Origin of the sequence: Salmonella sp. 5800, assembly GCF_046558195.1 — a bacterium.
Taxonomy (GTDB): domain Bacteria; phylum Pseudomonadota; class Gammaproteobacteria; order Enterobacterales; family Enterobacteriaceae; genus Salmonella; species Salmonella enterica.
In genome coordinates, this window is the sequence record NZ_JBGDOX010000006.1 from 236,168 (window position 1) to 261,074 (window position 24,907).

19 protein-coding genes are annotated in these 24,907 nt (G+C 53.5%); 8 read left to right on the forward strand and 11 right to left on the reverse strand.

All coding sequences use genetic code 11. The features are described 5' to 3' along the window. Positions 1-16: 16 nt before the first annotated feature. Positions 17-1,312, reverse strand: coding sequence for a 23S rRNA (uracil(1939)-C(5))-methyltransferase RlmD (rlmD, locus tag ACLJZ5_RS13670; protein ID WP_024798192.1), 1,296 nt, complete (start codon positions 1,310-1,312; stop codon positions 17-19). Between the two features lie 57 nt (positions 1,313-1,369). Between rlmD and barA the strand changes: the two genes are divergently transcribed. After that, positions 1,370-4,126 (forward strand): two-component sensor histidine kinase BarA, encoded by a 2,757-nt coding sequence (gene barA, locus ACLJZ5_RS13675; RefSeq protein ID WP_000186399.1) that lies wholly within the window; start codon positions 1,370-1,372, stop codon positions 4,124-4,126. Between the two features lie 43 nt (positions 4,127-4,169). Here barA and ACLJZ5_RS13680 read toward each other — a convergent pair whose 3' ends face one another. The 8 genes from ACLJZ5_RS13680 to syd all read right to left on the reverse strand — a co-directional run bounded on the left by ACLJZ5_RS13680 (position 4,170) and on the right by syd (position 12,664). Continuing rightward, on the reverse strand, positions 4,170-5,312 hold the full coding sequence (locus ACLJZ5_RS13680; RefSeq protein WP_000706486.1) for a glycerate kinase: 1,143 nt from the start codon (positions 5,310-5,312) through the stop codon (positions 4,170-4,172). A gap of 77 nt (positions 5,313-5,389) precedes the next feature. After that, on the reverse strand, positions 5,390-6,730 hold the full coding sequence (gene gudD, locus ACLJZ5_RS13685) for a glucarate dehydratase (protein WP_000107113.1): 1,341 nt from the start codon (positions 6,728-6,730) through the stop codon (positions 5,390-5,392). Between the two features lie 20 nt (positions 6,731-6,750). Next, positions 6,751-8,091, reverse strand: coding sequence for an enolase C-terminal domain-like protein (locus ACLJZ5_RS13690; RefSeq protein WP_023136652.1), 1,341 nt, complete (start codon positions 8,089-8,091; stop codon positions 6,751-6,753). Beyond that, entirely contained in the window at positions 8,088-9,446 is a 1,359-nt protein-coding gene (gene gudP / locus ACLJZ5_RS13695; RefSeq protein ID WP_000097015.1) for a galactarate/glucarate/glycerate transporter GudP, read from the reverse strand. Before gudP ends, ACLJZ5_RS13690 begins: the two co-directional genes overlap by 4 nt. A gap of 481 nt (positions 9,447-9,927) precedes the next feature. Then, positions 9,928-10,377, reverse strand: a complete 450-nt coding sequence (locus ACLJZ5_RS13700) for a flavodoxin (RefSeq protein ID WP_000807739.1) — start codon at positions 10,375-10,377, stop codon at positions 9,928-9,930. 18 nt (positions 10,378-10,395) lie between these two features. Next, positions 10,396-11,178 (reverse strand): tRNA pseudouridine(65) synthase TruC, encoded by a 783-nt coding sequence (gene truC / locus ACLJZ5_RS13705; protein WP_000890034.1) that lies wholly within the window; start codon positions 11,176-11,178, stop codon positions 10,396-10,398. After that, a complete protein-coding gene (locus ACLJZ5_RS13710; protein WP_000207010.1) occupies positions 11,178-11,507 on the reverse strand; it encodes a YqcC family protein in 330 nt (109 codons plus the stop codon). Before ACLJZ5_RS13710 ends, truC begins: the two co-directional genes overlap by 1 nt. Positions 11,508-12,118: 611 nt before the next feature. Beyond that, positions 12,119-12,664, reverse strand: coding sequence for a SecY-interacting protein (gene syd, locus ACLJZ5_RS13715; protein WP_000343990.1), 546 nt, complete (start codon positions 12,662-12,664; stop codon positions 12,119-12,121). A gap of 68 nt (positions 12,665-12,732) precedes the next feature. Between syd and queF the strand changes: the two genes are divergently transcribed. The 5 genes from queF to xni all read left to right on the forward strand — a co-directional run bounded on the left by queF (position 12,733) and on the right by xni (position 19,264). Further along, positions 12,733-13,581, forward strand: a complete 849-nt coding sequence (gene queF / locus ACLJZ5_RS13720) for an NADPH-dependent 7-cyano-7-deazaguanine reductase QueF (RefSeq protein ID WP_024798543.1) — start codon at positions 12,733-12,735, stop codon at positions 13,579-13,581. A 112-nt stretch (positions 13,582-13,693) separates the two neighbouring features. Beyond that, positions 13,694-15,058, forward strand: a complete 1,365-nt coding sequence (gene ppnN / locus ACLJZ5_RS13725; RefSeq protein WP_000627973.1) for a nucleotide 5'-monophosphate nucleosidase PpnN — start codon at positions 13,694-13,696, stop codon at positions 15,056-15,058. A gap of 564 nt (positions 15,059-15,622) precedes the next feature. Continuing rightward, positions 15,623-16,912: an HAAAP family serine/threonine permease SdaC gene (gene sdaC / locus ACLJZ5_RS13730; protein ID WP_000450462.1), complete on the forward strand. Its 1,290-nt coding sequence runs from the start codon at positions 15,623-15,625 to the stop codon at positions 16,910-16,912. Between the two features lie 58 nt (positions 16,913-16,970). Next, positions 16,971-18,338 (forward strand): L-serine ammonia-lyase II, encoded by a 1,368-nt coding sequence (gene sdaB / locus ACLJZ5_RS13735; RefSeq protein ID WP_000626384.1) that lies wholly within the window; start codon positions 16,971-16,973, stop codon positions 18,336-18,338. 170 nt (positions 18,339-18,508) lie between these two features. After that, complete coding sequence (gene xni / locus ACLJZ5_RS13740; RefSeq protein ID WP_024798422.1) at positions 18,509-19,264, forward strand: flap endonuclease Xni; 756 nt, start codon at positions 18,509-18,511, stop codon at positions 19,262-19,264. A gap of 91 nt (positions 19,265-19,355) precedes the next feature. Here xni and fucO read toward each other — a convergent pair whose 3' ends face one another. Beyond that, positions 19,356-20,504 (reverse strand): lactaldehyde reductase, encoded by a 1,149-nt coding sequence (fucO, locus tag ACLJZ5_RS13745; RefSeq protein WP_024798421.1) that lies wholly within the window; start codon positions 20,502-20,504, stop codon positions 19,356-19,358. 16 nt (positions 20,505-20,520) lie between these two features. Next, the gene (gene fucA, locus ACLJZ5_RS13750) at positions 20,521-21,168 is read right to left on the reverse strand and encodes an L-fuculose-phosphate aldolase (RefSeq protein ID WP_000440828.1); all 648 of its coding nucleotides are present in this window, start codon (positions 21,166-21,168) and stop codon (positions 20,521-20,523) included. A 555-nt stretch (positions 21,169-21,723) separates the two neighbouring features. On the opposite strand from fucA, the gene fucP reads away from it, so the two are divergent. Further along, a complete protein-coding gene (gene fucP, locus ACLJZ5_RS13755; protein ID WP_000528622.1) occupies positions 21,724-23,040 on the forward strand; it encodes an L-fucose:H+ symporter permease in 1,317 nt (438 codons plus the stop codon). Positions 23,041-23,071: 31 nt separating this feature from the next. Beyond that, positions 23,072-24,847 carry an L-fucose isomerase gene (gene fucI / locus ACLJZ5_RS13760; RefSeq protein WP_000724126.1) on the forward strand — a complete coding sequence of 592 codons (1,776 nt, stop codon included), beginning with the start codon at positions 23,072-23,074 and terminating at the stop codon, positions 24,845-24,847. The last annotated feature ends 60 nt before the right edge of the window (positions 24,848-24,907 follow it).

Below are 24,907 nucleotides of genomic sequence, written 5' to 3' on the forward strand. Positions count from 1 at the left end.
GGTAAGCCGGTAATCATTACATGCGCTCGAACAGAACCATTGATTCCAGATGTCCTGTGTGCGGGAACATGTCGAGCATCGCTAAACGCGTAACCTCATATCCCGCATTGACTAGCGCTTCACTATCGCGCGCCAGCGTCGCCGGGTTACAGGATACATAAACAATGCGAATAGGTTTTAATTTTATAATATGTCGCATCACTCCTGTAGCCCCCGCACGCGCAGGATCAAGTAAGACTTTGTCAAAGCCGTTTTTCGCCCACGGCTGCTTCGTGACATCTTCCTCCAGGTTCTCATGGAAGAATGTCACATTATGTAAACCATTGCGGATGGCGTTTTCACGGCCTTTTTCTACCAGCGCCGGAACGCCCTCAACCCCTACCACGCTTGCCGCGTGCGTTGCCAGCGGCAGCGTAAAATTCCCCATTCCGCAGAACAGATCCAGGACACGATCCTCGGCGCGCACATCAAGCCACTCCAGCGCGCGGGCGACCATTTGCTGGTTTACCACCTCATTAACCTGAATAAAGTCTCGCGGACTGAAGGCTAAACGTAAGCCGTGCGAATCATACCAGGGCGCCTCGCCAGATACCGTTTCCAGTATCTCGCTAAACGGCGCCAGAAACAGAGACAATCCCTCAGAATGCGAAAAGCGTTCCAGTTTTTCTTTATCCGCCGCACTTAATGGCGCGGTATGGCGCAGAATCATCAGCGTACCGCTTCCCGCCTGTACCAGCTCAACATGCCCAAGATGTCGGGTGCCGTGTAAACTCGCCAGACACGCCCTGATTCGGGGCAGCAATGCTTCAAGCTGGGGCGCCAAAACGGGGCACTGTTCGACATTGACGATATCGCTGGAACCCGCTTTGCGAAATCCCATTTGCAGCGGTTTATCCGGCGGGCAATTCAGACTTAACCGCGCACGACGCCGATAACCCCAGGGCGCGCCGGCGATGATGTCATTCACCTCGTGTTTCATCAAACGCGCCAGCGCCGCGCTTTTGCTGCGTTGTTGCAGGGCGATGCTGACATGCTGTTGCTGACAACCGCCGCAGACGCCAAAATGCGGGCAGCGCGGCGTTTCTCGTTCCGGGCTATCATTCAAACGACGCGAAACGCGTGCGCGGGCAAATTGCTTTTTATCTTCTGTAATAATGACTTCTGCGCTTTCCTCAGGCAATAAACCGGGGATAAACAGCGCCTTTCCGTTATGACGGGCTACGCCCTGACCAAATGAATCGAGGTCATTGACTTTAACGGTTATGATCTGACGCGTCGTCACGCGCCGTTTTGCAGAGTAGAATTGCGCCATCGACCAGCTTTTTCTCAATTTAACAGTGTGACCCTAATTGTCCCATAACGGAACTCCATGACCAACTACAGCCTGCGCGCACGCATGATGATTCTGATCCTGGCCCCGACCGTCCTGATAGGTTTGCTGCTCAGTATCTTTTTTGTAGTGCACCGCTATAACGACCTGCAGCGTCAACTGGAAGATGCCGGCGCCAGTATTATTGAACCGCTCGCCGTCTCCAGCGAATATGGTATGAACTTACAAAACCGGGAGTCTATCGGCCAACTTATCAGCGTCCTGCACCGCAGACACTCTGATATTGTGCGGGCGATTTCCGTTTATGACGATCATAACCGCCTGTTTGTAACGTCTAATTTCCATCTGGACCCCTCACAGATGCAGCTTCCCGCCGGAGCGCCGTTTCCACGTCGTCTGAGCGTCGATCGCCACGGCGATATTATGATTCTGCGCACCCCGATTATCTCGGAGAGCTATTCGCCGGACGAGTCAGCGATTGCCGACGCGAAAAATACCAAAAATATGCTGGGGTATGTGGCGCTTGAACTGGATCTCAAGTCGGTAAGGCTACAGCAATACAAAGAGATTTTTATCTCCAGCGTGATGATGCTTTTTTGTATTGGCATTGCGCTGATCTTTGGCTGGCGGCTTATGCGCGATGTCACCGGGCCTATCCGTAACATGGTGAATACCGTTGACCGCATTCGCCGCGGACAACTGGATAGCCGTGTGGAAGGATTTATGCTGGGCGAACTGGATATGCTGAAAAACGGCATTAATTCCATGGCGATGTCGCTCGCCGCCTATCACGAAGAGATGCAGCATAATATCGATCAGGCCACTTCGGACCTGCGTGAAACCCTTGAGCAGATGGAAATCCAAAACGTTGAGCTGGATCTGGCGAAAAAGCGCGCCCAGGAAGCGGCGCGTATTAAGTCGGAGTTCCTGGCGAACATGTCGCACGAACTGCGAACGCCGCTAAACGGCGTCATTGGCTTTACCCGCCTGACATTAAAAACGGAGCTGAATCCCACCCAGCGCGACCATCTGAACACCATTGAGCGTTCCGCGAATAATCTGCTGGCGATCATTAATGACGTGCTCGACTTCTCCAAGCTGGAAGCCGGTAAGCTCATTCTGGAAAGTATCCCTTTTCCACTGCGCAACACGCTGGATGAAGTGGTTACGCTGCTGGCCCACTCGTCGCATGATAAAGGGCTGGAGTTGACGTTAAATATTAAAAACGACGTCCCGGATAATGTGATTGGCGACCCGCTGCGCCTGCAACAGGTCATTACCAATCTGGTGGGCAATGCCATTAAGTTCACCGAGAGTGGCAATATCGACATTCTGGTAGAAAAGCGGGCGCTCAGTAACACCAAAGTACAGATTGAAGTGCAGATCCGCGATACGGGGATCGGCATTCCGGAACGCGACCAGTCGCGACTGTTTCAGGCGTTTCGCCAGGCCGATGCCAGTATTTCTCGCCGTCACGGCGGCACCGGGCTTGGGCTGGTGATTACGCAAAAGCTGGTCAACGAAATGGGCGGGGATATCTCTTTCCACAGCCAGCCTAATCGCGGCTCGACCTTCTGGTTTCATATTAATCTTGATCTTAACCCAAATGTTATTATTGACGGGCCGTCGACCGCATGTCTGGCCGGAAAACGGCTGGCTTATGTCGAACCGAATGCTACCGCCGCGCAATGTACCCTGGATCTACTGAGCGACACGCCGGTGGAGGTGGTTTACAGCCCGACCTTCTCCGCGCTGCCGTTAGCGCACTACGATATTATGATTTTGAGCGTTCCGGTGACCTTCCGCGAGCCGCTCACCATGCAGCATGAACGTCTGGCGAAAGCGGCGTCAATGACGGACTTTCTACTGCTGGCGCTACCTTGCCATGCGCAAATTAACGCCGAAAAGCTGAAACAAGGAGGCGCGGCGGCCTGTCTGTTAAAACCATTGACGTCAACGCGCCTGTTGCCAGCGCTGACGGAATATTGCCAGTTGAATCACCATCCTGAACCGCTGCTAATGGATACCAGTAAAATCACCATGACGGTTATGGCGGTTGATGATAATCCCGCTAATCTGAAGCTTATCGGCGCGTTACTGGAAGATAAAGTCCAGCACGTAGAGCTTTGTGATAGCGGACATCAGGCGGTGGATCGGGCGAAACAAATGCAGTTTGATCTGATTTTGATGGATATTCAGATGCCGGATATGGACGGCATACGCGCCTGCGAGTTAATTCACCAGCTTCCTCATCAGCAGCAAACACCGGTTATTGCCGTTACGGCACATGCGATGGCCGGGCAAAAAGAGAAGTTGCTCAGCGCGGGCATGAACGACTATCTGGCTAAACCGATAGAAGAAGAGAAGTTGCATAATCTGTTGCTGCGCTATAAACCCGGCGCCAACGTAGCAGCGCGCCTGATGGCGCCGGAACCGGCTGAGTTTATCTTCAATCCGAATGCGACGCTCGACTGGCAGCTTGCGCTCCGCCAGGCTGCCGGTAAGCCCGATCTGGCACGGGATATGCTGCAAATGCTGATTGATTTTCTGCCGGAAGTGCGCAACAAAATTGAAGAACAACTGGTGGGAGAAAACCCCAACGGTCTGGTCGATCTGATCCATAAGCTACACGGGAGCTGCGGCTATAGCGGCGTACCGCGGATGAAGAACCTTTGCCAGCTTATTGAGCAACAGCTTCGCAGCGGCGTCCACGAAGAGGAGCTGGAGCCTGAGTTTCTGGAGCTGCTGGATGAGATGGATAATGTCGCGCGTGAAGCGAAGAAGATATTGGGCTGATATTCGCCGGATGGCGGCATGACCGCCTTATCCGGCCTATAACTCAGCGTAACTGTTGCCCCGCTTTCAGCGTTGCAGCCACGTTGCGCGCGGTCATTCGTACGTTTTCACTCGCATTCTTCAGCGCGTCCTCCAGCGTACAGATGGTATAAATCACGCTGAAAACGGCATCAAGCCCATGTTCATGAACCACGCCAACATCCGCCGTCAGGCTACCCGCAATACCAATTACCGGCTTGTTATACCGTTTGGCGATGTTTGCCACGCCAATAGGGACTTTACCGTGAATGGTCTGGCTGTCGATGCGCCCCTCGCCGGTGATGACTAAATCAGCATCCGCAAGACACGCTTCCAGATGAAGCGCATCGGTGACAATCTCAATACCACGCCGTAGCTGCGCGCCGCAAAACGCGTATAACGCCGCCCCCATGCCGCCTGCCGCGCCGCCGCCTGCCAGATCCAACACATCGACATGCAGATCGCGGGCAATCAAATGCGCATAGCGAGTCAATGCCGTATCCAGGCGTTCAATCATTTCCGGCGTCGCCCCTTTTTGCGGACCAAAAACCGCAGACGCGCCCTCTTTGCCGGTAAGGGGATTCGTGACATCGCAGGCGACCTCTATATGACACGCCGACAAACGCTTATCCAAGCCGCTGATATCAATGCTGGCGAGTGTTTCCAGCCCAATGCCGCCTTGCACAATATCATTGCCCTGCGCATCCCGTAGCCTGGCCCCCAGCGCCTGCACCATCCCCGCGCCGCCATCGTTGGTGGCGCTACCGCCGATACCAATAATGATATGCTCAACGCCCGCATCCAGCGCATGACGGATCAGCTCGCCGGTTCCCCATGATGTGGTCTTCAACGGATCGCGTTGCGCGGGCGGTACCTGCTCCAGCCCACTGGCGGCCGCCATTTCAATGAACGCGGAACGCGCATCGCCGGAAAGCCCATAAAACGCATTGACGCGATGCCCCAACGGCCCGGTGACCTCAACATGCACGATTCGACCCGCCGTCGCTTCAACCATCGCTTCGACAGTACCTTCTCCGCCATCAGCCAGCGGTAATTTCAGGTAATCGGCGTCAGGCCAGATCTCGCGAAATCCTTGTTCAATGGCGGTCGCTACCTCAAGAGCACTCAAACTTTCCTTATACGAGTCTGGTGCGATCACTATTTTCATAAGTCGTCCTTACGCATGTTGATCCTGTTAAGCATACACCCAGAGAAGGACCGGTTCCTTACGGAACCGGCTCTGACTTAACGCACCATGCAAGGACGCTTATTATCAAACGTCCAGCCAGGAATTAAGTACTGCATTCCCATCGCGTCGTCACGCGCGCCTAAGCCATGCTTTTGATAAAGCTCATGCGCTTTCATCACCTGATCCATATCGAGCTCAACGCCCAGCCCCGGTTTGGTCGGTACTTGCACCATGCCGCCTTTAATTTCAAACGGTTCTTTAGTCAGACGTTGGTTGCCTTCCTGCCAGATCCAGTGGGTATCGATCGCGGTGATCTTGCCCGGCGCCGCCGCGGCAACATGGGTAAACATCGCCAACGAAATATCAAAGTGGTTGTTAGAGTGCGATCCCCAAGTCAGACCGAACTCATGACACATTTGCGCCACGCGTACAGAGCCTTGCATAGTCCAGAAGTGCGGGTCCGCCAGCGGGATATCTACAGATTGCAGCGACAGCGTATGCCCCATTTGACGCCAATCGGTCGCTATCATATTGGTGGCCGTCGGTAATCCGGTCGCGCGACGGAATTCCGCCATCACTTCACGTCCGGAAAAACCCTGCTCCGCGCCGCACGGATCTTCTGCATAGGCCAGAGAACCTTTCAGGTATTTACCAATGCTGATCGCTTCGTTCAGCGACCAGGCACCGTTTGGATCGAGCGTGACGCGCGCTTGTGGGAAACGTTTCGCCAGCGCCACGATTGACTCGGCCTCTTCTTCGCCCGCCAGCACGCCGCCTTTCAGTTTGAAGTCGTTGAAGCCGTATTTTTCATAGGCGGCTTCCGCCAGACGTACTACCGTTTCCGGCGTCATCGCCTCTTCATGGCGCAGACGATACCAGTCGCATTGCTCATCCGGCTGGCTCTGATACGGCAGCGGCGTGGCCTTGCGATTGCCGACAAAGAACAGATAACCCAGCATTTCGACTTCGCTGCGCTGCTGACCGTCGCCTAACAGCGAAGCGACGTTGACGCCCAGGTGTTGGCCCAAAAGATCAAGCATTGCCGCTTCAATACCAGTCACCACATGGATAGTGGTACGGAGATCGAACGTTTGTAAACCGCGTCCGCCCGCATCGCGATCGGCAAACTGGTTGCGAACGGCGGTCAGGACATTTTTATATTCACCCAGCGTTTTTCCCACCACCAGTGGGATCGCATCTTCCAGCGTTTTGCGAATTTTTTCGCCGCCCGGAATCTCGCCGACCCCGGTATGGCCGGAGTTATCTTTAATAATGACGATGTTGCGCGTGAAGAACGGGGCGTGCGCGCCGCTCAGGTTCATCAGCATACTGTCATGACCCGCAACCGGGATAACCTGCATTTCAGTCACTACAGGCGTCGTAAATTGAGTACTCATAACTGTGTCCTTATTCAGAATTAGTGACGACCAAAAACAGGGCGTTTGCGGTCAAAAGTCCAGCCGGGGATCAGGTATTGCATCGGGCCTGCATCATTACGCGCGCCGCCTGGCAGCGTTTTATACGCGTCATGCGCTTTTCGCACCTGTTCCCAGTCAAGCTCCACGCCCAGTCCTGGCGCATCCGGAACGGCAATTTTGCCGTTTTTAATTTCCAGCGGATTTTTAGTCAGGCGGCAATCGCCCTCCTGCCAGATCCAGTGCGTATCAATAGCGGTGGGTTTGCCTGGCGCCGCCGCGCCGACATGGGTAAACATCGCCAGTGAAATATCAAAATGGTTATTCGAATGGCAGCCCCAGGTTAGCCCCCAGTCATCGCACAGTTGCGCCACGCGAACGGCGCCGGTGAGAGTCCAGAAATGCGGGTCGGCAAGAGGAATGTCTACCGCGTTGAGCATCACCGCGTGTCCCATTTCACGCCAGTTGGTGGCAATCATATTGGTCGCCACCGGCAGTCCTGTCGCGCGGCGGAACTCCGCCATGACTTCACGACCAGAGAATCCTTGCTCCGCGCCGCACGGATCTTCCGCGTAGGTCAGTACATCATTCAGCCCTTTGCACAACGCAATGGCTTCATCCAGTAGCCAGGCGCCGTTCGGATCCACGGTAATACGCGCGTCCGGGAAGCGTTTTTTTAGCGCGCGAACGGTATCAATCTCTTGTTCGCCCGGCAGCACGCCGCCCTTGAGTTTAAAATCTTTAAAGCCGTAACGATCCTGAGATGCTTCCGCCAGCCGCACAACCGCGTCGCTGTTCAGCGCTTCCTGATGGCGCAGGCGATACCATTCATGACTGCCCGGCGTGCTTTCCAGATACGGCAGATCGGTTTTAGTGCGATCGCCAATATAGAAGAGATAGCCCAACACGGTGACGGCATCGCGCTGTTTACCGGGTCCTAACAGTTCACAGACCGGCACATTAAGCGCCTGTCCCAGTAGATCAAGCAGCGCCGCTTCCAAAGCCGCCACCGCGTTAACCCGCAGTTCAAACGTCCATGCGCCTTTACCAAAGGTGTCAAAATCAGCGGCCTGGTTGCCTTTATGCACCTGCTGCACCACTTTGTTCAGGCGGGCGACTTCCTGGCCTAATACCATCGGAATAGCATCGACCAGCGTCTGATAAATCACTTCTCCGCCCGGCGCCTCACCGACGCCAGTATGCCCGGCGTTATCGGTGAGGACGACGATGTTACGGGTGAAGTACGCGTTATGCGCGCCGCCGATGTTGAGTAGCATACTGTCATGTCCGGCAACCGGAATGACCTTCATGTCCGTAATAACGGGACTGGATTGCGTTGTCATGATAATTGTCCTGCGACAGGTTTCAGTTCAATACGCTTAATATCGCCTACCAGCACCAGATAGCTGATGATGGCCACCAGGGCATGTACGCCGACATAGATCAACGCGCCGTTGAAGGAACCGGTGGTGCCAACGATGTAACCAATCGCGATTGGCGTCACAATACCGGAGATATTGCCGAACATATTAAACAAGCCGCCGGAAAGACCGCTGATCTCTTTCGGCGCGGTATCCGCCATTACTGCCCAGCCCAACGCGCCGATACCTTTACCGAAGAAGGCCAACGCCATAAAGCCGATGATCATCCATTCCACGTTCACATAGTTACAGAACACCATAACCATTGACAGCAACATCCCCAGCACAATCGGCGTCTTGCGCGCGATATTCAGGGAGCCAGTACGACGCATCAACCAGTCGGAAATGATGCCGCCCAACACGCCGCCGATAAAGCCGCAGACCGCAGGAACCGAGGCGACAAAGCCCGCTTTGAGAATCGACATGCCGCGCGCCTGAACCAAATAGACCGGGAACCAGGTAATAAAGAAATAGGTCAATGCGTTAATACAGTACTGACCGATGTAAACGCCAATCATCATACGAGAGCCCAGCAGCTGTTTGATCTGGCCCCATTTGACGCTAAACGGTACTTTCGCTTTGGTGTCTTTCTGATCCATATTGATCAGCGCGCCGCCTTCTGCGATGTACTCCAACTCTTTCTTATTTACGCCCGGATGGTTATTTGGTTCATGGATAACTTTCAACCAGATAAAGCTGATGATGATCCCTAACCCGCCCATAAAGAAGAAGACATGCGACCAGCCCACTTCGTGCGTCAGCCAGCCCATAATCGGCGCGAAAATAACCGTGGCAAAGTATTGCGCGGAGTTAAAGATGGCCACTGCCGTTCCCCTCTCCTGCGCCGGGAACCAGGCTGCAACGATGCGACTGTTGCCCGGGAAAGAAGGCGATTCCGCCAGACCAACCAGGAAACGAAGCGTAAAGAGGGCGACAATAATGCCGAAACCACTAAAGATATCGACAAAACCCTGCAACAGGGTGAAGACTGACCAAATGAAAATAGACCAGAAATAGACGCGTTTGGAACCAAAGCGGTCCAGCAGCCAGCCGCCCGGGATCTGCCCGATAACATAGGCCCATGAAAAAGCAGAAAAAACATAGCCCATGCCTACCGGATCAAGGCCGATATCTTTGGCCATTTCTGAGCCGGCAATGGACAATGTGGCGCGGTCGCCGTAGTTGAAGGATGTGACGATAAACAGCATCACCACTATCCAGTAGCGGGCGTTCGTGCGTTTCTCCGCACTACTCGCCGCGTGACTTAATGAACTCATTGTTGCACTCCTGAAATTTCGCGTTAGCTACGCTCACTCTGAACTGCACAACCGGTAGGGAATCAGAGATAACGTTTCCTTGTTGCAGCTTTTATTAGGTCGTTTGCTTTGCACGCTGCATGCTTTTATTCACTGGCAGGAGAAGTATAAAAAGCGCGCCACACACACTCACCGTGCAACAACACAGTATTTTGGCGATGAATTACGCCTGTTTATGGCAAAAGCCCAGGACAGTGGAAGCCACTTCACGGAAATGAAATCAGAAGGCGTCAGGCGTCGACGCAGGAGGAATAAAAAGAGAAGAATGTGAAACAGGTCGCTTGATTACATGAAAACGCCCGTAAAAAACTGCCGCTTTTGCGGGCATATGCCCAAAGCTAACACGATTCAGTTACTTTACACTGTGTACAGGTCGTGATTTTGCTTACTGGCAACGCAAGCAAACGAAAAGGTACCCTCCCGTAGGGGGGAGGGATTTACCTCAGGAAAGTAAAGTTCCCCAGTTTTCAACCCAGGGATTGGATTGGCTCTCCGGCTCCGGATGTTCGCTGGCGTCAATGAATAACATCTCCCCCACCCGCTGCGCGCTTTGCTCCTGCAACAGGGCATCAAACTGTTTGCCGCCATTACAGAAATTGGGGTAGCTGCTATCACCTAGCGCAATCACCCCGTAACGCAGGTTTGGTTGAAAACCGACTGTATCTTTAATGCCGTGAAAGAGCGGCGCAATGCTATCCGGTAGATCGCCCTGCCCGGTCGTCGAGGTAACGACCAGCGCAACCTTATCCTGATATTGCTGCCAGTCGGACAGTTCAGGATCTTCAAACACGGTCGCGCTGTGGCCCTGTCTGGCGAGGATCGCTTCCGCTTCTTCCGCCACCAGCAGTGAGTTGCCATACATGGTCCCGACAAAAATACCAATTTCCGCCATTATGCGTATCTCCCTGAATTATGCCTGATGAGTCTCATCCTGCCGGGACGCCGCCGTAAACTCAACCCTTTCATTGTCAGGGAGAAGTCCACGCCAGCCAAACTGTGTCAGCGCCTGCATCCAGGTTTCATCCAACCCGGCCTGAATCATCAACGGCTGTCCGGTGAAGGGGTGCGTCAGTTCAAGCCGACTGGCATGAAGCATCAGGCGACGACAGGCAAAATGCTCTGCGGCGCTGCGGTTTTGTCGCAAATCGCCATGCTTGCTGTCGCCGATGATAGGATGACGCAGATGCGCCAGATGACGACGAAGCTGGTGCTTGCGTCCCGTTTTTGGTTCCAGCTCAACCAGACCATAACGCGTGGTGGGATAACGTCCGGTCGGCACCGCCATTTCGACCGTCGCCAGTCCGCGATACTGCGTTACAGCCGGCTGGGGCGCTTTATCCTCGCGGGCGAATTTATCAGCAATTTTATCGCGCTCTTCCACCAGCGGATAATCCAGTACTGCGTCATCCATCAGCCAGCCGCGCACAATGGCATGGTAGCGTTTACGGATGTGGTGCTGCTCGAACTGCTGCGCCAGACGGCGTCCCGCTTCGCTGGACAGCCCCATTAACAGTACGCCCGACGTGGGTCTGTCGAGACGGTGGGCGGTAAAAACATGCTGGCCGATTTGGTCGCGCACCGTTTGCATGACCACGACTTTTTCGTCGCGATCCAGCCAGCTCCGGTGAACAAGCCAGCCTGCGGGTTTATTCACGGCAACCAGCCACTGGTCTTGATAGAGGATCTCCAACATCAGGATTTATCGCGGACGAATAGCGCATCCAGATCCTGCAAAACCGCCAGGATCGCCTCCCTCTGCGGATGATCCGCCGCCAGCGCCATTTCATAATAAGGGGCGACGGCAAACGCCTCGGGCAGCGGCTGCGCATTATCAAGTAGGGTATGCATACGTGGGATCAATACCCATTGCAGCCATTCCAGCGGTTCCATGGTATCCATAAAAAATGGTTGGGTACTGGTAAACAGGTGCGCCTGCGGCGCATCCAGCCGCCAGTGGCGATGCTCGCGCAGCAGCGTTTCAAGCGCATGTAACTGCTGACGCACACGGTCATGAGTCGTCATGTTAAAAACCTCAATGATGAAAATCTGGCGCGAAGAATAACAAAAAAAAGGGAGCACTGTATAAACAGTGCTCCCGGTTCGTTTCGCAGCATTCCAGCTACTTTTCGTGCTCCCTGCTCATCCGTGACAACTTTTCCTGTGACCTTACGGCCTGTTCATCCTGAACGTTTGCATCCTGCGCACATCGCCCGATGTGATAGCTTCTTCCTGAAGCGTCCCTGGTCATCCAGACCCGCCGAACATCCTGATCGGCTCTCGTTCTCCGTCCTGGAGGTGTCCTTTAACGCATCCTGCGCTTTCCACTTTGCTTCATCCTGAAGCCTTTCCTTGTAACACCATCCTGGCGTGTCCTGCTGAAGCGCCATCATCCTGACGTTCGCTTCGTTGTACGACTCCCTGTCGACGAAGATAGAATCGCCTGTTTCACCTTGTCTTACAAGACACCTACAGACAATACCTTAAGTAAATTTTCATATGAAAGTGCGCAAAAACATTTTAACAGGTTGTTTTATATAGACTTACATAAGAAAACGGGACTCAGTATCCGCTGATATCCTGGCGATCTCCTACAGACTTTGTAAGAGATCTCTCACACCTGTTAGGGCAAACGATTACAGAAGAGGATTAAGTTGCGTAAGGAATTCCGCAAGCGTTGCGGCAAGAACGGTACGATTGCGGGTGCCCAGCGTTTCTTTAATCACCTCGCCGGACAGATTACAGACCGAAATGACCTCAAGCTCATTTTCCTGCGTCGCAATAAAAAGCGTGGGAGGAAGCTTGAGCCGCTTTTGCGTGACCAGGTGGCCTATCAGATTTTCCTGCACGCGCCGAAAGTCATCCTGACTCCAGGTTTGCAGTAGCGTAAGCTTTTCATCCGCGAACTGCGCGGGCATGTCGCCAGCAAACTGCGTGGTGTAAAACGCGTGGAGCGCAGGTTGTACCATAATATCGAAGGCGCGTTCAACCGCGTTTACATTTTCTTCGCCTTCAAAAGGTTGCGGCTGCCAGTAAACGGCATCGCGGGTTGAAGAAATAATGCACGGAGAAGGTACGCCATACAGTTCTTCGCTCAACGGCCAGCTACCGTGTTTTTCTTGCCACGCGTCGCAGTAACGCGTCGTAAAGGCTTTCAATGCCTGCGCTGTCAGTTCGTCCACCAGTTTCTCTCTTCATAAAAGCCAGGATACACTTGGCGCATAGTGTATCTGGTTTATGACGGTGAAACATGTCTTCTTATGAAAACCATCAGGCTCTCGATGGCCTGACTCTCGGAAAATCAACGGATTACCGGGACAATTATGACGCCAGCCTGCTGCAGGGCGTACCGCGCAGTTTGAATCGCGACCCGCTCGGATTAACAGCCGATAATTTGCCGTTCCACGGCGCGGATATCTGGACGTTGTATGAACTTTCCTGGCTTAACAGCCGTGGTCTTCCGCAGGTCGCCGTCGGGCATGTCGAACTGGATTACACCAGCGTTAATTTAATCGAATCCAAAAGCTTTAAACTGTATCTGAACAGCTTTAACCAGACGCGCTTTGACACTTGGGAGACGGTGCGCCAGACGCTGGAGCGCGATCTGCGCGCCTGCGCGCAGGGCAACGTTAGCGTGAGGCTTCATCGTCTTGATGAGCTGGAAGGACAGCCTGTCGCCCATTTCCACGGCACCTGTATTGACGATCAGGATATCAGTATCGACAACTACCAGTTTACTACCGACTATCTGCAACATGCGGTCAGCGGCGAGAAGCAAGTAGAGGAGACGCTGGTCAGTCATCTGCTGAAATCCAACTGCCTGATCACCCACCAACCGGACTGGGGCTCAATACAAATTCAGTATCGCGGGCGCAAAATCGACAGGGAAAAACTGCTGCGTTATCTGGTCTCCTTCCGTCACCATAATGAATTTCACGAGCAGTGCGTAGAGCGTATTTTTAATGACATTCTGCGCTTCTGCCAGCCGGAAACGCTAAGCGTTTATGCGCGCTATACCCGCCGCGGCGGGCTGGACATTAATCCCTGGCGCAGCAATACCGATTTCGTGCCCGCCACAGGCAGGCTGGCGCGACAGTAATTTTTTTGTCAATTTTGCGTGCCGGATTGCGCATGTAAGGTTGTGAAAGGTCATCAGCCAGGGCTATTGTAATCAACAGGGAATGGCGTGTTGCGTCCCATAAGGAGTTTACTTGATTACACATATTAGCCCGCTTGGCTCAATGGATATGTTGTCGCAACTGGAAGTGGACATGCTGAAACGCACGGCCAGTAGCGACCTGTATCAACTGTTTCGTAACTGTTCACTTGCCGTTCTTAACTCCGGCAGCCTGACCGACAACAGCAAAGAGCTGCTGTCCCGCTTTGAAAATTTCGATATTAACGTGCTGCGCCGCGAGCGCGGCGTGAAGCTGGAATTGATTAATCCGCCTGAAGACGCTTTTGTTGACGGGCGGATTATTCGTGCGCTACAGGCTAACCTGTTCGCGGTGCTGCGCGACATTCTCTTTGTGAATGGGCAGATCCACAATGCCGGCCGTTTCCAGCATCTGGATCTTGAAAGCTCAACACATATCACCAATCTGGTGTTCTCCATTTTGCGCAACGCCCGGGCGCTGCACGTCGGCGAAGCGCCAAACATGGTGGTATGCTGGGGCGGCCACTCAATTAACGAAAACGAGTACCTGTATGCCCGTCGCGTCGGCACGCAGTTGGGATTACGCGAGCTGAACATCTGCACCGGCTGCGGCCCTGGGGCGATGGAAGCCCCCATGAAGGGCGCGGCGGTCGGTCACGCGCAGCAGCGTTATAAAGACAGCCGCTTTATCGGCATGACTGAACCTTCCATTATTGCGGCTGAACCGCCTAACCCGCTGGTGAACGAACTGATCATCATGCCGGATATCGAAAAACGCCTGGAAGCGTTCGTCCGTATCGCACACGGTATCATCATCTTCCCGGGCGGCGTGGGTACGGCGGAAGAGCTGCTTTATTTGCTGGGGATTCTGATGAATCCAGCCAATAAAAATCAGGTGCTGCCGCTGATCCTGACCGGACCAAAAGAAAGCGCCGATTACTTCCGCGTGCTGGATGAGTTTATTACCCATACGCTGGGCGAAGCGGCACGCCGTCATTACCGCATCATTATTGACGATGCGGCGGAGGTAGCGCGACTGATGAAGAAAGCGATGCCGCAAGTGAAAGAGAATCGCCGCGATACCGGCGACGCCTATAGTTTTAACTGGTCGATGCGTATTGCACCGGATCTGCAGGTGCCGTTTGAGCCGTCGCATGAGAATATGGCCAACCTGAAACTGTACCCGGATCAGCCGGTTGAGATTCTGGCGGCGGATCTGCGGCGCGCCTTCTCCGGTATTGTCGCGGGGAACGTGAAGGAGGTCGGGATACGCGCCATTGAAGCTAATGGTCCGTATAAAATCCACGGCGATCGAGAGATGATGCGTCGCATGGACGATCTGCTGCAGGGATTCGTCGCGCAGCATCGTATGAAATTGCCAGGTTCCGCCTACATCCCCTGTTACGAGATCTGCGCTTAGCGCTTATGCCCGGTTGCCGCCAGCAGCCGGGCGCTTCTCCCATTCCTTTCATTGCGGTATGGCGATTAACGTATGCCTTCATTTTTTATGATGATCATCAGAGGCATAGCCCGCATTGTTTTATAAACACCATTTATAATTCATCATAAATAGATTGCCAGGCAAACGTTTACTTGACTCCTCTTACCGTGATTTATCGGCTCAAACTCTTATTCTTCGCCAGAATCCACTAAAAACCTTGATTTTTATAGTCAAACCTCCGTATCTTGCGCCCCAATCTTTCCGGCCTTATATCGTTAATGGTAGCCTTCGCGCCCGGAAATTCGTTATGACGTTTTTTTAATAGATTAATGGTCCAAATTTATCCATGTAAGAAGCGGATTATTGCATTTGAGATCGGGATCACTGATAGATTCATCACTTAAATGTATCTTTCCGCCCGAAAATTATTACGGCGAAAAATTATATAAAAAGCGTCCCTAAGCAGATTTCATTTTACGATCAGGTCTTTTTTCATTGGATTAGACCAGCAACCTGATTTTTAGCATCCTCCAGGAGAAATAGATGGAAACCACTCAGACCAGCACTATTGCTTCGATTGACTCTCGAAGCGCATGGCGCAAAACGGATACCATGTGGATGCTGGGCCTTTACGGCACGGCAATCGGCGCGGGCGTTCTGTTCCTGCCGATCAACGCAGGCGTCGGCGGCATGATTCCGCTCATCATCATGGCGATTCTCGCTTTCCCGATGACCTTTTTCGCACACCGTGGTTTAACCCGCTTCGTGCTGTCCGGTAAAAACCCGGGTGAAGACATCACTGAAGTCGTTGAGGAACACTTCGGTATCGGCGCAGGTAAACTGATTACCCTGCTCTACTTCTTCGCGATTTACCCCATCCTGCTGGTTTACAGCGTGGCGATTACTAATACCGTGGAAAGCTTCCTGACCCACCAGTTAGCGATTAATCCGCCGCCGCGGGCGATTCTTTCCCTGATCCTGATTGTTGGCATGATGACCATCGTGCGCTTCGGCGAGCAAATGATCGTTAAGGCGATGAGTATCCTGGTATTCCCGTTCGTCGCTGCGCTGATGCTGCTGGCCTTGTACCTGATCCCGCAGTGGAACGGCGCGGCGCTGGAAACGCTGTCCTTTGATTCCGCCGCGTCTACCGGTAACGGTCTGTGGATGACGCTGTGGCTGGCGATTCCGGTGATGGTTTTCTCTTTCAACCACTCCCCGATCATCTCCTCCTTCGCGGTTGCGAAGCGTGAAGAGTACGGTGAAGGCGCTGAGAAGAAATGTTCTAAAATTCTGGCCTTCGCCCACATCATGATGGTGCTGACCGTAATGTTCTTCGTCTTCAGCTGCGTGCTGAGCCTGACGCCGGCAGATCTGGCGGCGGCAAAAGAGCAGAACATCTCTATTCTGTCTTACCTGGCGAACCATTTTAACGCGCCGATCATCGCCTGGATGGCGCCGATCATTGCGATGATTGCTATCACCAAATCCTTCCTCGGCCACTACCTGGGCGCGCGTGAAGGCTTTAACGGGATGGTGATTAAATCGCTGCGTGGTAAAGGTAAATCCATCGAAATCAACAAACTGAATAAAATTACCGCGCTGTTCATGCTGGTCACCACCTGGATTGTGGCGACGCTGAACCCCAGCATCCTGGGCATGATTGAAACCCTGGGCGGCCCGATCATCGCGATGATTCTGTTCCTGATGCCGATGTATGCCATCCAGAAAGTACCGGCAATGCGTAAGTACAGCGGTCATATCAGCAACGTATTCGTTGTGATTATGGGCCTGATTGCCATCTCCGCTATTTTCTACTCACTGTTCAGCTAAGTCCTTTAGCGCCGCTTACCGCGGCGCTTCTCTATGATACAACCGCAATGGATGCCCTATGATTAGCGTATTCGATATTTTTAAAATCGGCATTGGCCCTTCCAGTTCTCACACCGTCGGACCAATGAAAGCAGGCAAGCAGTTCACGGACGATCTGATTGCCCGCCATATCCTTACAGATGTCACCCGCGTCGTGGTGGATGTCTACGGCTCTCTGTCATTGACGGGTAAAGGCCACCACACTGATATCGCCATTATTATGGGCCTGGCGGGGAATCTGCCGGACACCGTCGATATCGACGCCATTCCGTCCTTTATCCAGGATGTGAACACCCATGGGCGTTTACTACTGGCTAATGGGCAGCATGAAGTCGAATTTCCGGTCGATAAATGCATGAATTTCCACGCCGACAACCTGTCTCTGCATGAAAACGGGATGCGTATTACCGCGCTGGCGGGCGATAAGGTGCTCTACAGCCAAACCTACTACTCCATTGGCGGCGGCTTTATCGTCGATGAAGAGCACTTTGGTTTGACGAATAGCGAACCTGTTAACGTGCCGTACCCTTACAAAACCGCCGCGGATTTACAGCGTCACTGCCAGGAGACGGGTCTGTCGCTCTCCGGTCTGATGATGCAAAACGAACTGGCCCTGCACAGTAAAGAAGCGCTGGAGCAGCACTTCGCCAGGGTCTGGGAGGTAATGCGCAGCGGTATTGAGCGCGGTATCACCACCGAGGGCGTATTGCCGGGCAAACTGCGCGTTCCGCGTCGCGCGGCGGCGCTGCGTCGGGTGCTGGTCAGTCAGGATAAGACCACCACCGATCCGATGGCGGTCGTCGACTGGATCAATATGTTCGCGCTGGCGGTGAACGAAGAGAATGCCGCAGGCGGACGAGTAGTCACTGCGCCGACTAACGGCGCATGTGGTATTGTTCCGGCGGTGCTGGCGTACTATGACAAGTTTATCCGCGAAGTAAATGCTAACTCACTTGCTCGCTATATGCTGGTCGCCAGCGCGATTGGCTCGCTGTATAAGATGAACGCCTCTATTTCCGGCGCCGAAGTGGGTTGTCAGGGAGAGGTCGGCGTGGCCTGTTCCATGGCGGCAGCGGGTCTGGCCGAGCTGCTGGGCGGTAGTCCGGCGCAGGTGTGTATCGCCGCAGAAATCGCCATGGAGCATAATCTGGGGTTAACTTGCGATCCGGTTGCCGGTCAGGTACAGGTTCCCTGCATTGAGCGTAACGCGATTGCTTCAGTCAAAGCGGTCAACGCCGCGCGTATGGCGCTGCGCCGTACCAGCGAACCGCGTGTATGCCTCGATAAAGTGATTGAGACCATGTACGAAACCGGTAAAGACATGAACGCTAAGTACCGCGAAACTTCGCGCGGCGGCCTGGCGATGAAGATCGTTACCTGCGATTAATTCTCAGCACATTTTAGGATCTGTAGGCCGGATAAGGCGCTCGCCGCCATCCGGCTTTTGTTGCCTGATGGCGCTTCGCTCATCAGGCCTACGGATAGCGCTATTTCGCAATGCTCGCCTCCCCCCGCCGTGAATGTTACCCTACGCGCAGGTTTGTAAGGGAGAACACCGTGGCTGCTCATCTGCTTATCATCGACGCGCTCAATTTGATTCGCCGTATTCACGCCGTTCAGGGATCGCCCTGTGTGGAAACCTGCCAACACGCGCTCGATCAATTGATTATCCACAGCCAGCCAACCCATGCCGTAGCGGTATTTGATGACGACGCGCGCAGCAGCGGCTGGCGTCACCAGCGTTTGCCGGACTACAAAGCAGGACGTCCGCCGATGCCTGACGATTTACATAATGAAATGCCCGCCCTACGCGCCGCGTTTGAACAGCGCGGCGTACGCTGTTGGGCATCAGATGGTAACGAAGCGGACGATCTGGCGGCGACGCTGGCGCTAAAAGTTACCGAAGCCGGACACCAGGCAACCATTGTGTCAACCGATAAAGGCTATTGCCAGTTACTCTCTCCGGGATTACGCATTCGCGACTACTTCCAGAAACGCTGGCTGGACGCGCCGTTTATTGAAAAAGAGTTTGGCGTACTCCCCCGGCAGTTGCCGGATTACTGGGGTCTGGCAGGAATCAGCAGTTCGAAAGTCCCCGGCGTTGCCGGTATCGGCCCCAAAAGCGCGACCCAGCTATTGATTCAGTTTCAAAATCTGGAGGGAATTTACGCCCATCTGGACAAGGTGCCGGAAAAGTGGCGCAAAAAGCTTGAGACGCATAAAGAAATGGCATTTCTCTGCCGCGATATTGCACGTCTGCAAACCGATTTACATATCGACGGAAACTTACAGCAGCTACGGCTGGTACGGTAGTTTTGTTGCCGGATGGCGGCGTGAACGCCTTATCCGGCCTACAGAACTGCACGAAATGTAGAGCGGATAAGCGCAGCGCCATCCGGCAAAATTACCAGGCGGTATGATACAGTTCGACAATGTCCGCCAGACTCGCTTCACGCGGATTGCCGCCCGTACAGACATCATCGAACGCTGCCTGCGCCAGCGCCGGGATATCCTCTTTTCGAACGCCGACATCACGCAAATGCAGCGGAATTCCCACATCGCGATTTAACGCAAATACGGCTTCCACTGCGGCATTACGCGCCTCTTCAAGACTCAATCCTTCTACCTTCACCCCCATCGCTCGGGCGATATCACGGAATTTCTCGTTGGTAGACCCGGCATTGAAACGCATCACGTGCGGAAGCAAAATAGCATTCGCGACGCCGTGCGGCGTGTTGTAAAACGCGCCCAACGGATGCGCCATCCCATGCACCAGTCCCAGCCCCACATTGGAAAACCCCATCCCGGCAACGTATTGCCCCAGCGCCATCGCCTCACCAGCCTCTTTTTCTCCGGCTACGGCGCCGCGTAGCGCGCCAGCAATAATCTCAATGGCTTTGATATGTAAGGCATCCGTCAGCGCCCATGCGGCCCGGGTAATATAGCCTTCAATAGCATGGGTTAGCGCATCCACGCCCGTTGCCGCTTTCAGCGCGGGCGGCATACCGTCCATCATATCGGCATCGATAAATGCCGCCTGCGGAATATCATGTGGATCGACACAAACGAATTTGCGCCGTTTCTCCTCATCGGTAATCACATAATTGATAGTGACTTCCGCCGCGGTTCCCGCCGTTGTCGGGATCGCCATAATCGGCACGCTGGGTTTACGGGTCGGCGATAGCCCTTCCAGACTGCGCACATCGGCAAATTCCGGATTGTTACTGATAATACCGATCGCTTTGCAGGTATCCTGCGGAGAACCGCCGCCAATGGCGATGAGATAGTCCGCGCCGCTTTGGGTAAAGACCTTAAGCCCTTCCTGGACAACGGAAATCGTAGGATTAGGGATCACGCCCGCATAGATCTCCCACGCCAGCTCTGCGGCATCCATTCTGCTTGTCACCTTATCGACCACACCGCATTGCACCAGCGTTTTATCGGTAACAATCAGCGCTTTATGATAACCGCGGCGCGTCACCTCATCGGTTAATGCGTCCACCGCTCCCCGGCCAAACCATGCCGTTTCATTCAGAATCATTCTGTTCGCCATCGCCTGTCTCCTGACATCACTCTTCAATACGTAATCCGTAAGTTTTAAATTTCTCCAGTACGATAGCGATCGCCTCGTCATCCAGTACCGGTACCGGATCGACAATGGCCAGCGTACTTAAATAGAGCTGCGCCAGCACTTCCACTTCATGCGCCAGCCACAACGCTTTGTCTAAATTTTCTTCACAAGCGATAAGCCCGTGATGCTGTAACAGCGTCGCTTTACGATTTTTAAGCGCCACGGCAACATGGTCAGAAAGTTCGCGGGTGCCAAAAGTGGCGTAGGGCGCGCAGGGAATAGAGTTTCCACCCGCGGCGGCAATCATGTAGTGAATCGCCGGAATCGGGCGATTGAGGATCGAGACTGCCGTACAATGGACCGCGTGGTTATGTACCACGGCATTGGCATCAGGGCGCGTCTGGTATGCCGCCATATGAAAACGCCACTCGCTGGAAGGCAGCTTGCCCTGCTCATGCTGACCGTCTGCATCAATAAAGACAATGTGCGACTCTGTCAGCTTCTCGTAGGGGATCCCCGTCGGCGTAATCAGCATTCCGCCCTGATAACGTACGCTCACGTTACCTGCCGTCCCCTGATTTAACCCTAACCGCGTCATTTCCAGACAGGTATCAATAATCTGCCGCGCCAGTCTATTTCGTTCCATTATTTACCTCTCTCTGTGATTCAAAATGAGACAACAAAACCGTCTTTCGCATCGCGCTGCTGTCCTGTTGAAATAATCGAATAGTTAGCAACTATCATCATACTGAATAAAGAGAAGGGAATTTAAATAACGATATTTTGTGATTCACATCAATTAATTCGCCACGATAAACCAGACGACTACCGTTTCTCTCGCCGATAAATGCCCGCTCTTAATAATATTTTTTAAAACGGGCAAAGATGAAGAATAAGTTACTACTGCCCGTTTTCGTGGCAATAATTTAATTCGGGCATTCAGTCTGTGGTTTTTTAAATTAAACATCTCAAACGGTCATTTTTTTATGAAAATTAAAGTGATGATAATCACAGAACGCTCTGCTCTCAGGTATAAATGTGACCGCCATCATATTAAAAGGCCTTTTTTATTTGAAAATGAATCCATGAGTTCATTCCGGACGCCAATTTATTACCGGTAAGAAAAGCGAACTCACCTAATTTTACGGTCTGGTGACCAGAACCGACCGCACGCAAAAGCTTCTGAACCGATGAGGATGCTATGGGAAACACAACAATACAAACACAGAGTTTTCGTGCTGTGGATGCAGAGCAAAGCAAAAGCAAGCGCTACATTATTCCATTCGCCTTACTTTGCTCGCTATTTTTTCTGTGGGCCGTCGCCAATAATCTGAATGACATTTTATTACCGCAGTTTCAACAAGCTTTTACGCTAACTAACTTTCAGGCCGGACTTATTCAGTCAGCCTTTTATTTCGGTTATTTCGTCATTCCAATTCCTGCTGGGATTTTGATGAAAAAACTCAGTTATAAAGCAGGGATTATCACCGGGCTTTTTTTGTATGCTGTTGGCGCCGCATTATTCTGGCCTGCCGCCGAGATAATGAATTACACATTGTTTTTAATTGGCCTGTTTATCATCGCCGCCGGTTTAGGTTGCCTTGAAACTGCAGCCAACCCTTTTGTTACGGTATTAGGTCCAGAAAGCGGCGGACATTTCCGGCTTAATCTGGCGCAAACTTTTAACTCCTTTGGCGCTATTATCGCCGTTGTGTTTGGGCAAAGCCTTATTTTGTCTAACGTGCCGCATCAATCGCAAGAAGCGCTTGATAAAATGACGCCGGATCAGCTTAGCGCCTATAAACACAGCCTGGTGTTATCGGTACAAACGCCATACATGATTATCGTCGCCATCGTATTAGTAGTTGCGCTGCTGATTATGCTGACCAAATTTCCGGCCCTGCAAAGTGACGATCATAGCGATGCGAAACAAAGCTCTTTCTTATCTTCTCTCTCCCGACTCATCCGTATCCGCCACTGGCGCTGGGCGGTGCTGGCGCAGTTCTGCTACGTGGGGGCGCAAACCGCCTGCTGGAGCTATCTGATCCGCTACGCCATTGAGGAGATCCCTGGAATGACGCCCGGTTTCGCCGCCAACTACCTGACCGGCACGATGGTGTGCTTCTTTATCGGCCGTTTCACCGGGACCTGGCTTATCAGCCGCTTCGCGCCGCATAAAGTGCTGGCCGCCTACGCCCTGTTTGCCATGCTCCTGTGTCTGATTTCCGCCTTTAGCGGCGGACATATCGGCCTGCTGGCGCTGACGTTGTGTAGCGCATTTATGTCAATCCAGTACCCAACCATCTTCTCGCTGGGTATCAAAAATCTGGGACAGGACACTAAGTACGGCTCGTCTTTTATCGTCATGACCATCATTGGCGGCGGTATTGTCACGCCAGTAATGGGCTTCGTTAGCGACGCCGCAGGCAAAATCCCGACCGCCGAACTGGTTCCGGCATTGTGCTTTGCCGTCATCTTCATTTTTGCCCGTTTCCGTTCACAAGCGGCGACAAACTGAACATTTATCCGAATAACGTGAGGAATCTGTCATGAAAAAAATCAGCTTACCGAAAATCGGTATCCGCCCGGTGATTGATGGACGTCGTATGGGCGTACGCGAGTCGCTCGAAGAGCAAACCATGAACATGGCGAAAGCGACGGCGGCGCTCATCACCGAGAAAATCCGCCACGCCTGCGGGGCACAGGTGGAGTGCGTCATTGCGGATACCTGTATTGCCGGAATGGCGGAATCCGCCGCCTGTGAAGAAAAATTCAGTAGCCAGAACGTGGGCGTGACCATTACCGTTACGCCGTGCTGGTGCTATGGCAGCGAAACCATTGATATGGACCCGATGCGTCCGAAAGCCATCTGGGGCTTTAACGGCACAGAGCGTCCTGGGGCGGTTTACCTTGCCGCGGCGCTGGCGGCGCACAGCCAGAAAGGCATTCCGGCGTTCTCCATTTATGGCCATGATGTGCAGGATGCCGACGATACCTCCATTCCCGCCGACGTCGAAGAAAAACTGCTGCGTTTTGCGCGGGCAGGGTTAGCGGTAGCCAGCATGAAAGGCAAAAGCTACCTCTCCGTCGGCGGCGTGTCGATGGGGATCGCGGGTTCCATTGTCGATCATAACTTCTTTGAATCCTGGCTGGGCATGAAGGTGCAAGCGGTAGATATGACCGAACTGCGCCGCCGTATCGATCAAAAAATTTATGATGAGGCCGAACTGGAGATGGCGCTGGCGTGGGCGGATAAAAACTTCCGCTACGGCGAAGATCAAAACGCCTCGCAGTATAAGCGCAATGAAGCCCAGAACCGCGCGGTGCTAAAAGAGAGCCTGCTGATGGCGATGTGTATTCGCGACATGATGCAGGGCAACAAGACGCTGGCGGACAAAGGGTTAGTTGAAGAATCGCTGGGCTACAACGCCATTGCCGCCGGCTTCCAGGGCCAGCGCCACTGGACCGATCAATACCCGAACGGCGATACCGCCGAAGCGCTGCTCAATAGCTCTTTTGACTGGAATGGCGTACGCGAACCGTTTGTCGTCGCCACCGAAAATGACAGTCTGAACGGCGTAGCGATGCTGTTCGGCCATCAACTCACCGGTACAGCGCAGATATTCGCCGACGTGCGAACCTACTGGTCGCCGGAAGCCGTAGAACGCGTCACCGGCCAGGCGCTCAGCGGCCTGGCGGAACACGGCATTATTCACCTGATTAATTCCGGTTCTGCCGCTCTGGACGGTGCCTGTAAACAGCGCGACAGCGAAGGCAAGCCGACCATGAAACCACACTGGGAAATCAGCCAACAAGAGGCGGATGCGTGTCTGGCGGCCACCGAATGGTGCCCGGCGATTCACGAATACTTCCGCGGCGGCGGCTACTCATCCCGTTTCCTGACCGAAGGCGGCGTGCCATTCACCATGACCCGCGTGAATATCATTAAAGGCCTGGGACCAGTACTGCAAATCGCCGAGGGCTGGAGCGTCGAACTGCCGAAAGCGATGCACGATCAGCTTGATGCCCGCACCAACTCTACCTGGCCTACCACCTGGTTTGCGCCGCGTCTTACCGGCAAAGGCCCGTTTACCGATGTCTATTCGGTGATGGCGAACTGGGGCGCTAACCACGGCGTACTCACCATCGGCCATGTAGGGGCGGATTTTATTACTCTCGCCGCAATGCTGCGTATCCCGGTATGTATGCACAACGTGGAGGAGGCGAAGATCTACCGTCCTTCCGCCTGGGCGGCTCACGGTATGGATATCGAAGGCCAGGATTATCGCGCCTGCCAGAATTATGGCCCGCTGTATAAACGTTAATGCGGCTTAGCCCGGTGGCGCAGGCTTACCGGGCCTACGGGCGCGTGAACCGTAGGCCGG

What these genes read in the sequence shown, in the direction of transcription:
- truC (WP_000890034.1), bottom strand. Translation starts at nt 11,178, where the DNA reads ATGTTGGAGATCCTCTATCAAGACCAGTGGCTGGTTGCCGTGAATAAA.
- barA (WP_000186399.1), top strand. Translation starts at nt 1,370, where the DNA reads ATGACCAACTACAGCCTGCGCGCACGCATGATGATTCTGATCCTGGCC.
- queF (WP_024798543.1), top strand. Translation starts at nt 12,733, where the DNA reads ATGTCTTCTTATGAAAACCATCAGGCTCTCGATGGCCTGACTCTCGGA.
- ACLJZ5_RS13700 (WP_000807739.1), bottom strand. Translation starts at nt 10,377, where the DNA reads ATGGCGGAAATTGGTATTTTTGTCGGGACCATGTATGGCAACTCACTG.
- fucP (WP_000528622.1), top strand. Translation starts at nt 21,724, where the DNA reads ATGGGAAACACAACAATACAAACACAGAGTTTTCGTGCTGTGGATGCA.
- ACLJZ5_RS13680 (WP_000706486.1), bottom strand. Translation starts at nt 5,312, where the DNA reads ATGAAAATAGTGATCGCACCAGACTCGTATAAGGAAAGTTTGAGTGCT.
- ACLJZ5_RS13690 (WP_023136652.1), bottom strand. Translation starts at nt 8,091, where the DNA reads ATGACAACGCAATCCAGTCCCGTTATTACGGACATGAAGGTCATTCCG.
- ACLJZ5_RS13710 (WP_000207010.1), bottom strand. Translation starts at nt 11,507, where the DNA reads ATGACGACTCATGACCGTGTGCGTCAGCAGTTACATGCGCTTGAAACG.
- fucA (WP_000440828.1), bottom strand. Translation starts at nt 21,168, where the DNA reads ATGGAACGAAATAGACTGGCGCGGCAGATTATTGATACCTGTCTGGAA.
- rlmD (WP_024798192.1), bottom strand. Translation starts at nt 1,312, where the DNA reads ATGGCGCAATTCTACTCTGCAAAACGGCGCGTGACGACGCGTCAGATC.
- fucI (WP_000724126.1), top strand. Translation starts at nt 23,072, where the DNA reads ATGAAAAAAATCAGCTTACCGAAAATCGGTATCCGCCCGGTGATTGAT.
- sdaC (WP_000450462.1), top strand. Translation starts at nt 15,623, where the DNA reads ATGGAAACCACTCAGACCAGCACTATTGCTTCGATTGACTCTCGAAGC.
- sdaB (WP_000626384.1), top strand. Translation starts at nt 16,971, where the DNA reads ATGATTAGCGTATTCGATATTTTTAAAATCGGCATTGGCCCTTCCAGT.
- gudP (WP_000097015.1), bottom strand. Translation starts at nt 9,446, where the DNA reads ATGAGTTCATTAAGTCACGCGGCGAGTAGTGCGGAGAAACGCACGAAC.
- gudD (WP_000107113.1), bottom strand. Translation starts at nt 6,730, where the DNA reads ATGAGTACTCAATTTACGACGCCTGTAGTGACTGAAATGCAGGTTATC.
- fucO (WP_024798421.1), bottom strand. Translation starts at nt 20,504, where the DNA reads ATGGCGAACAGAATGATTCTGAATGAAACGGCATGGTTTGGCCGGGGA.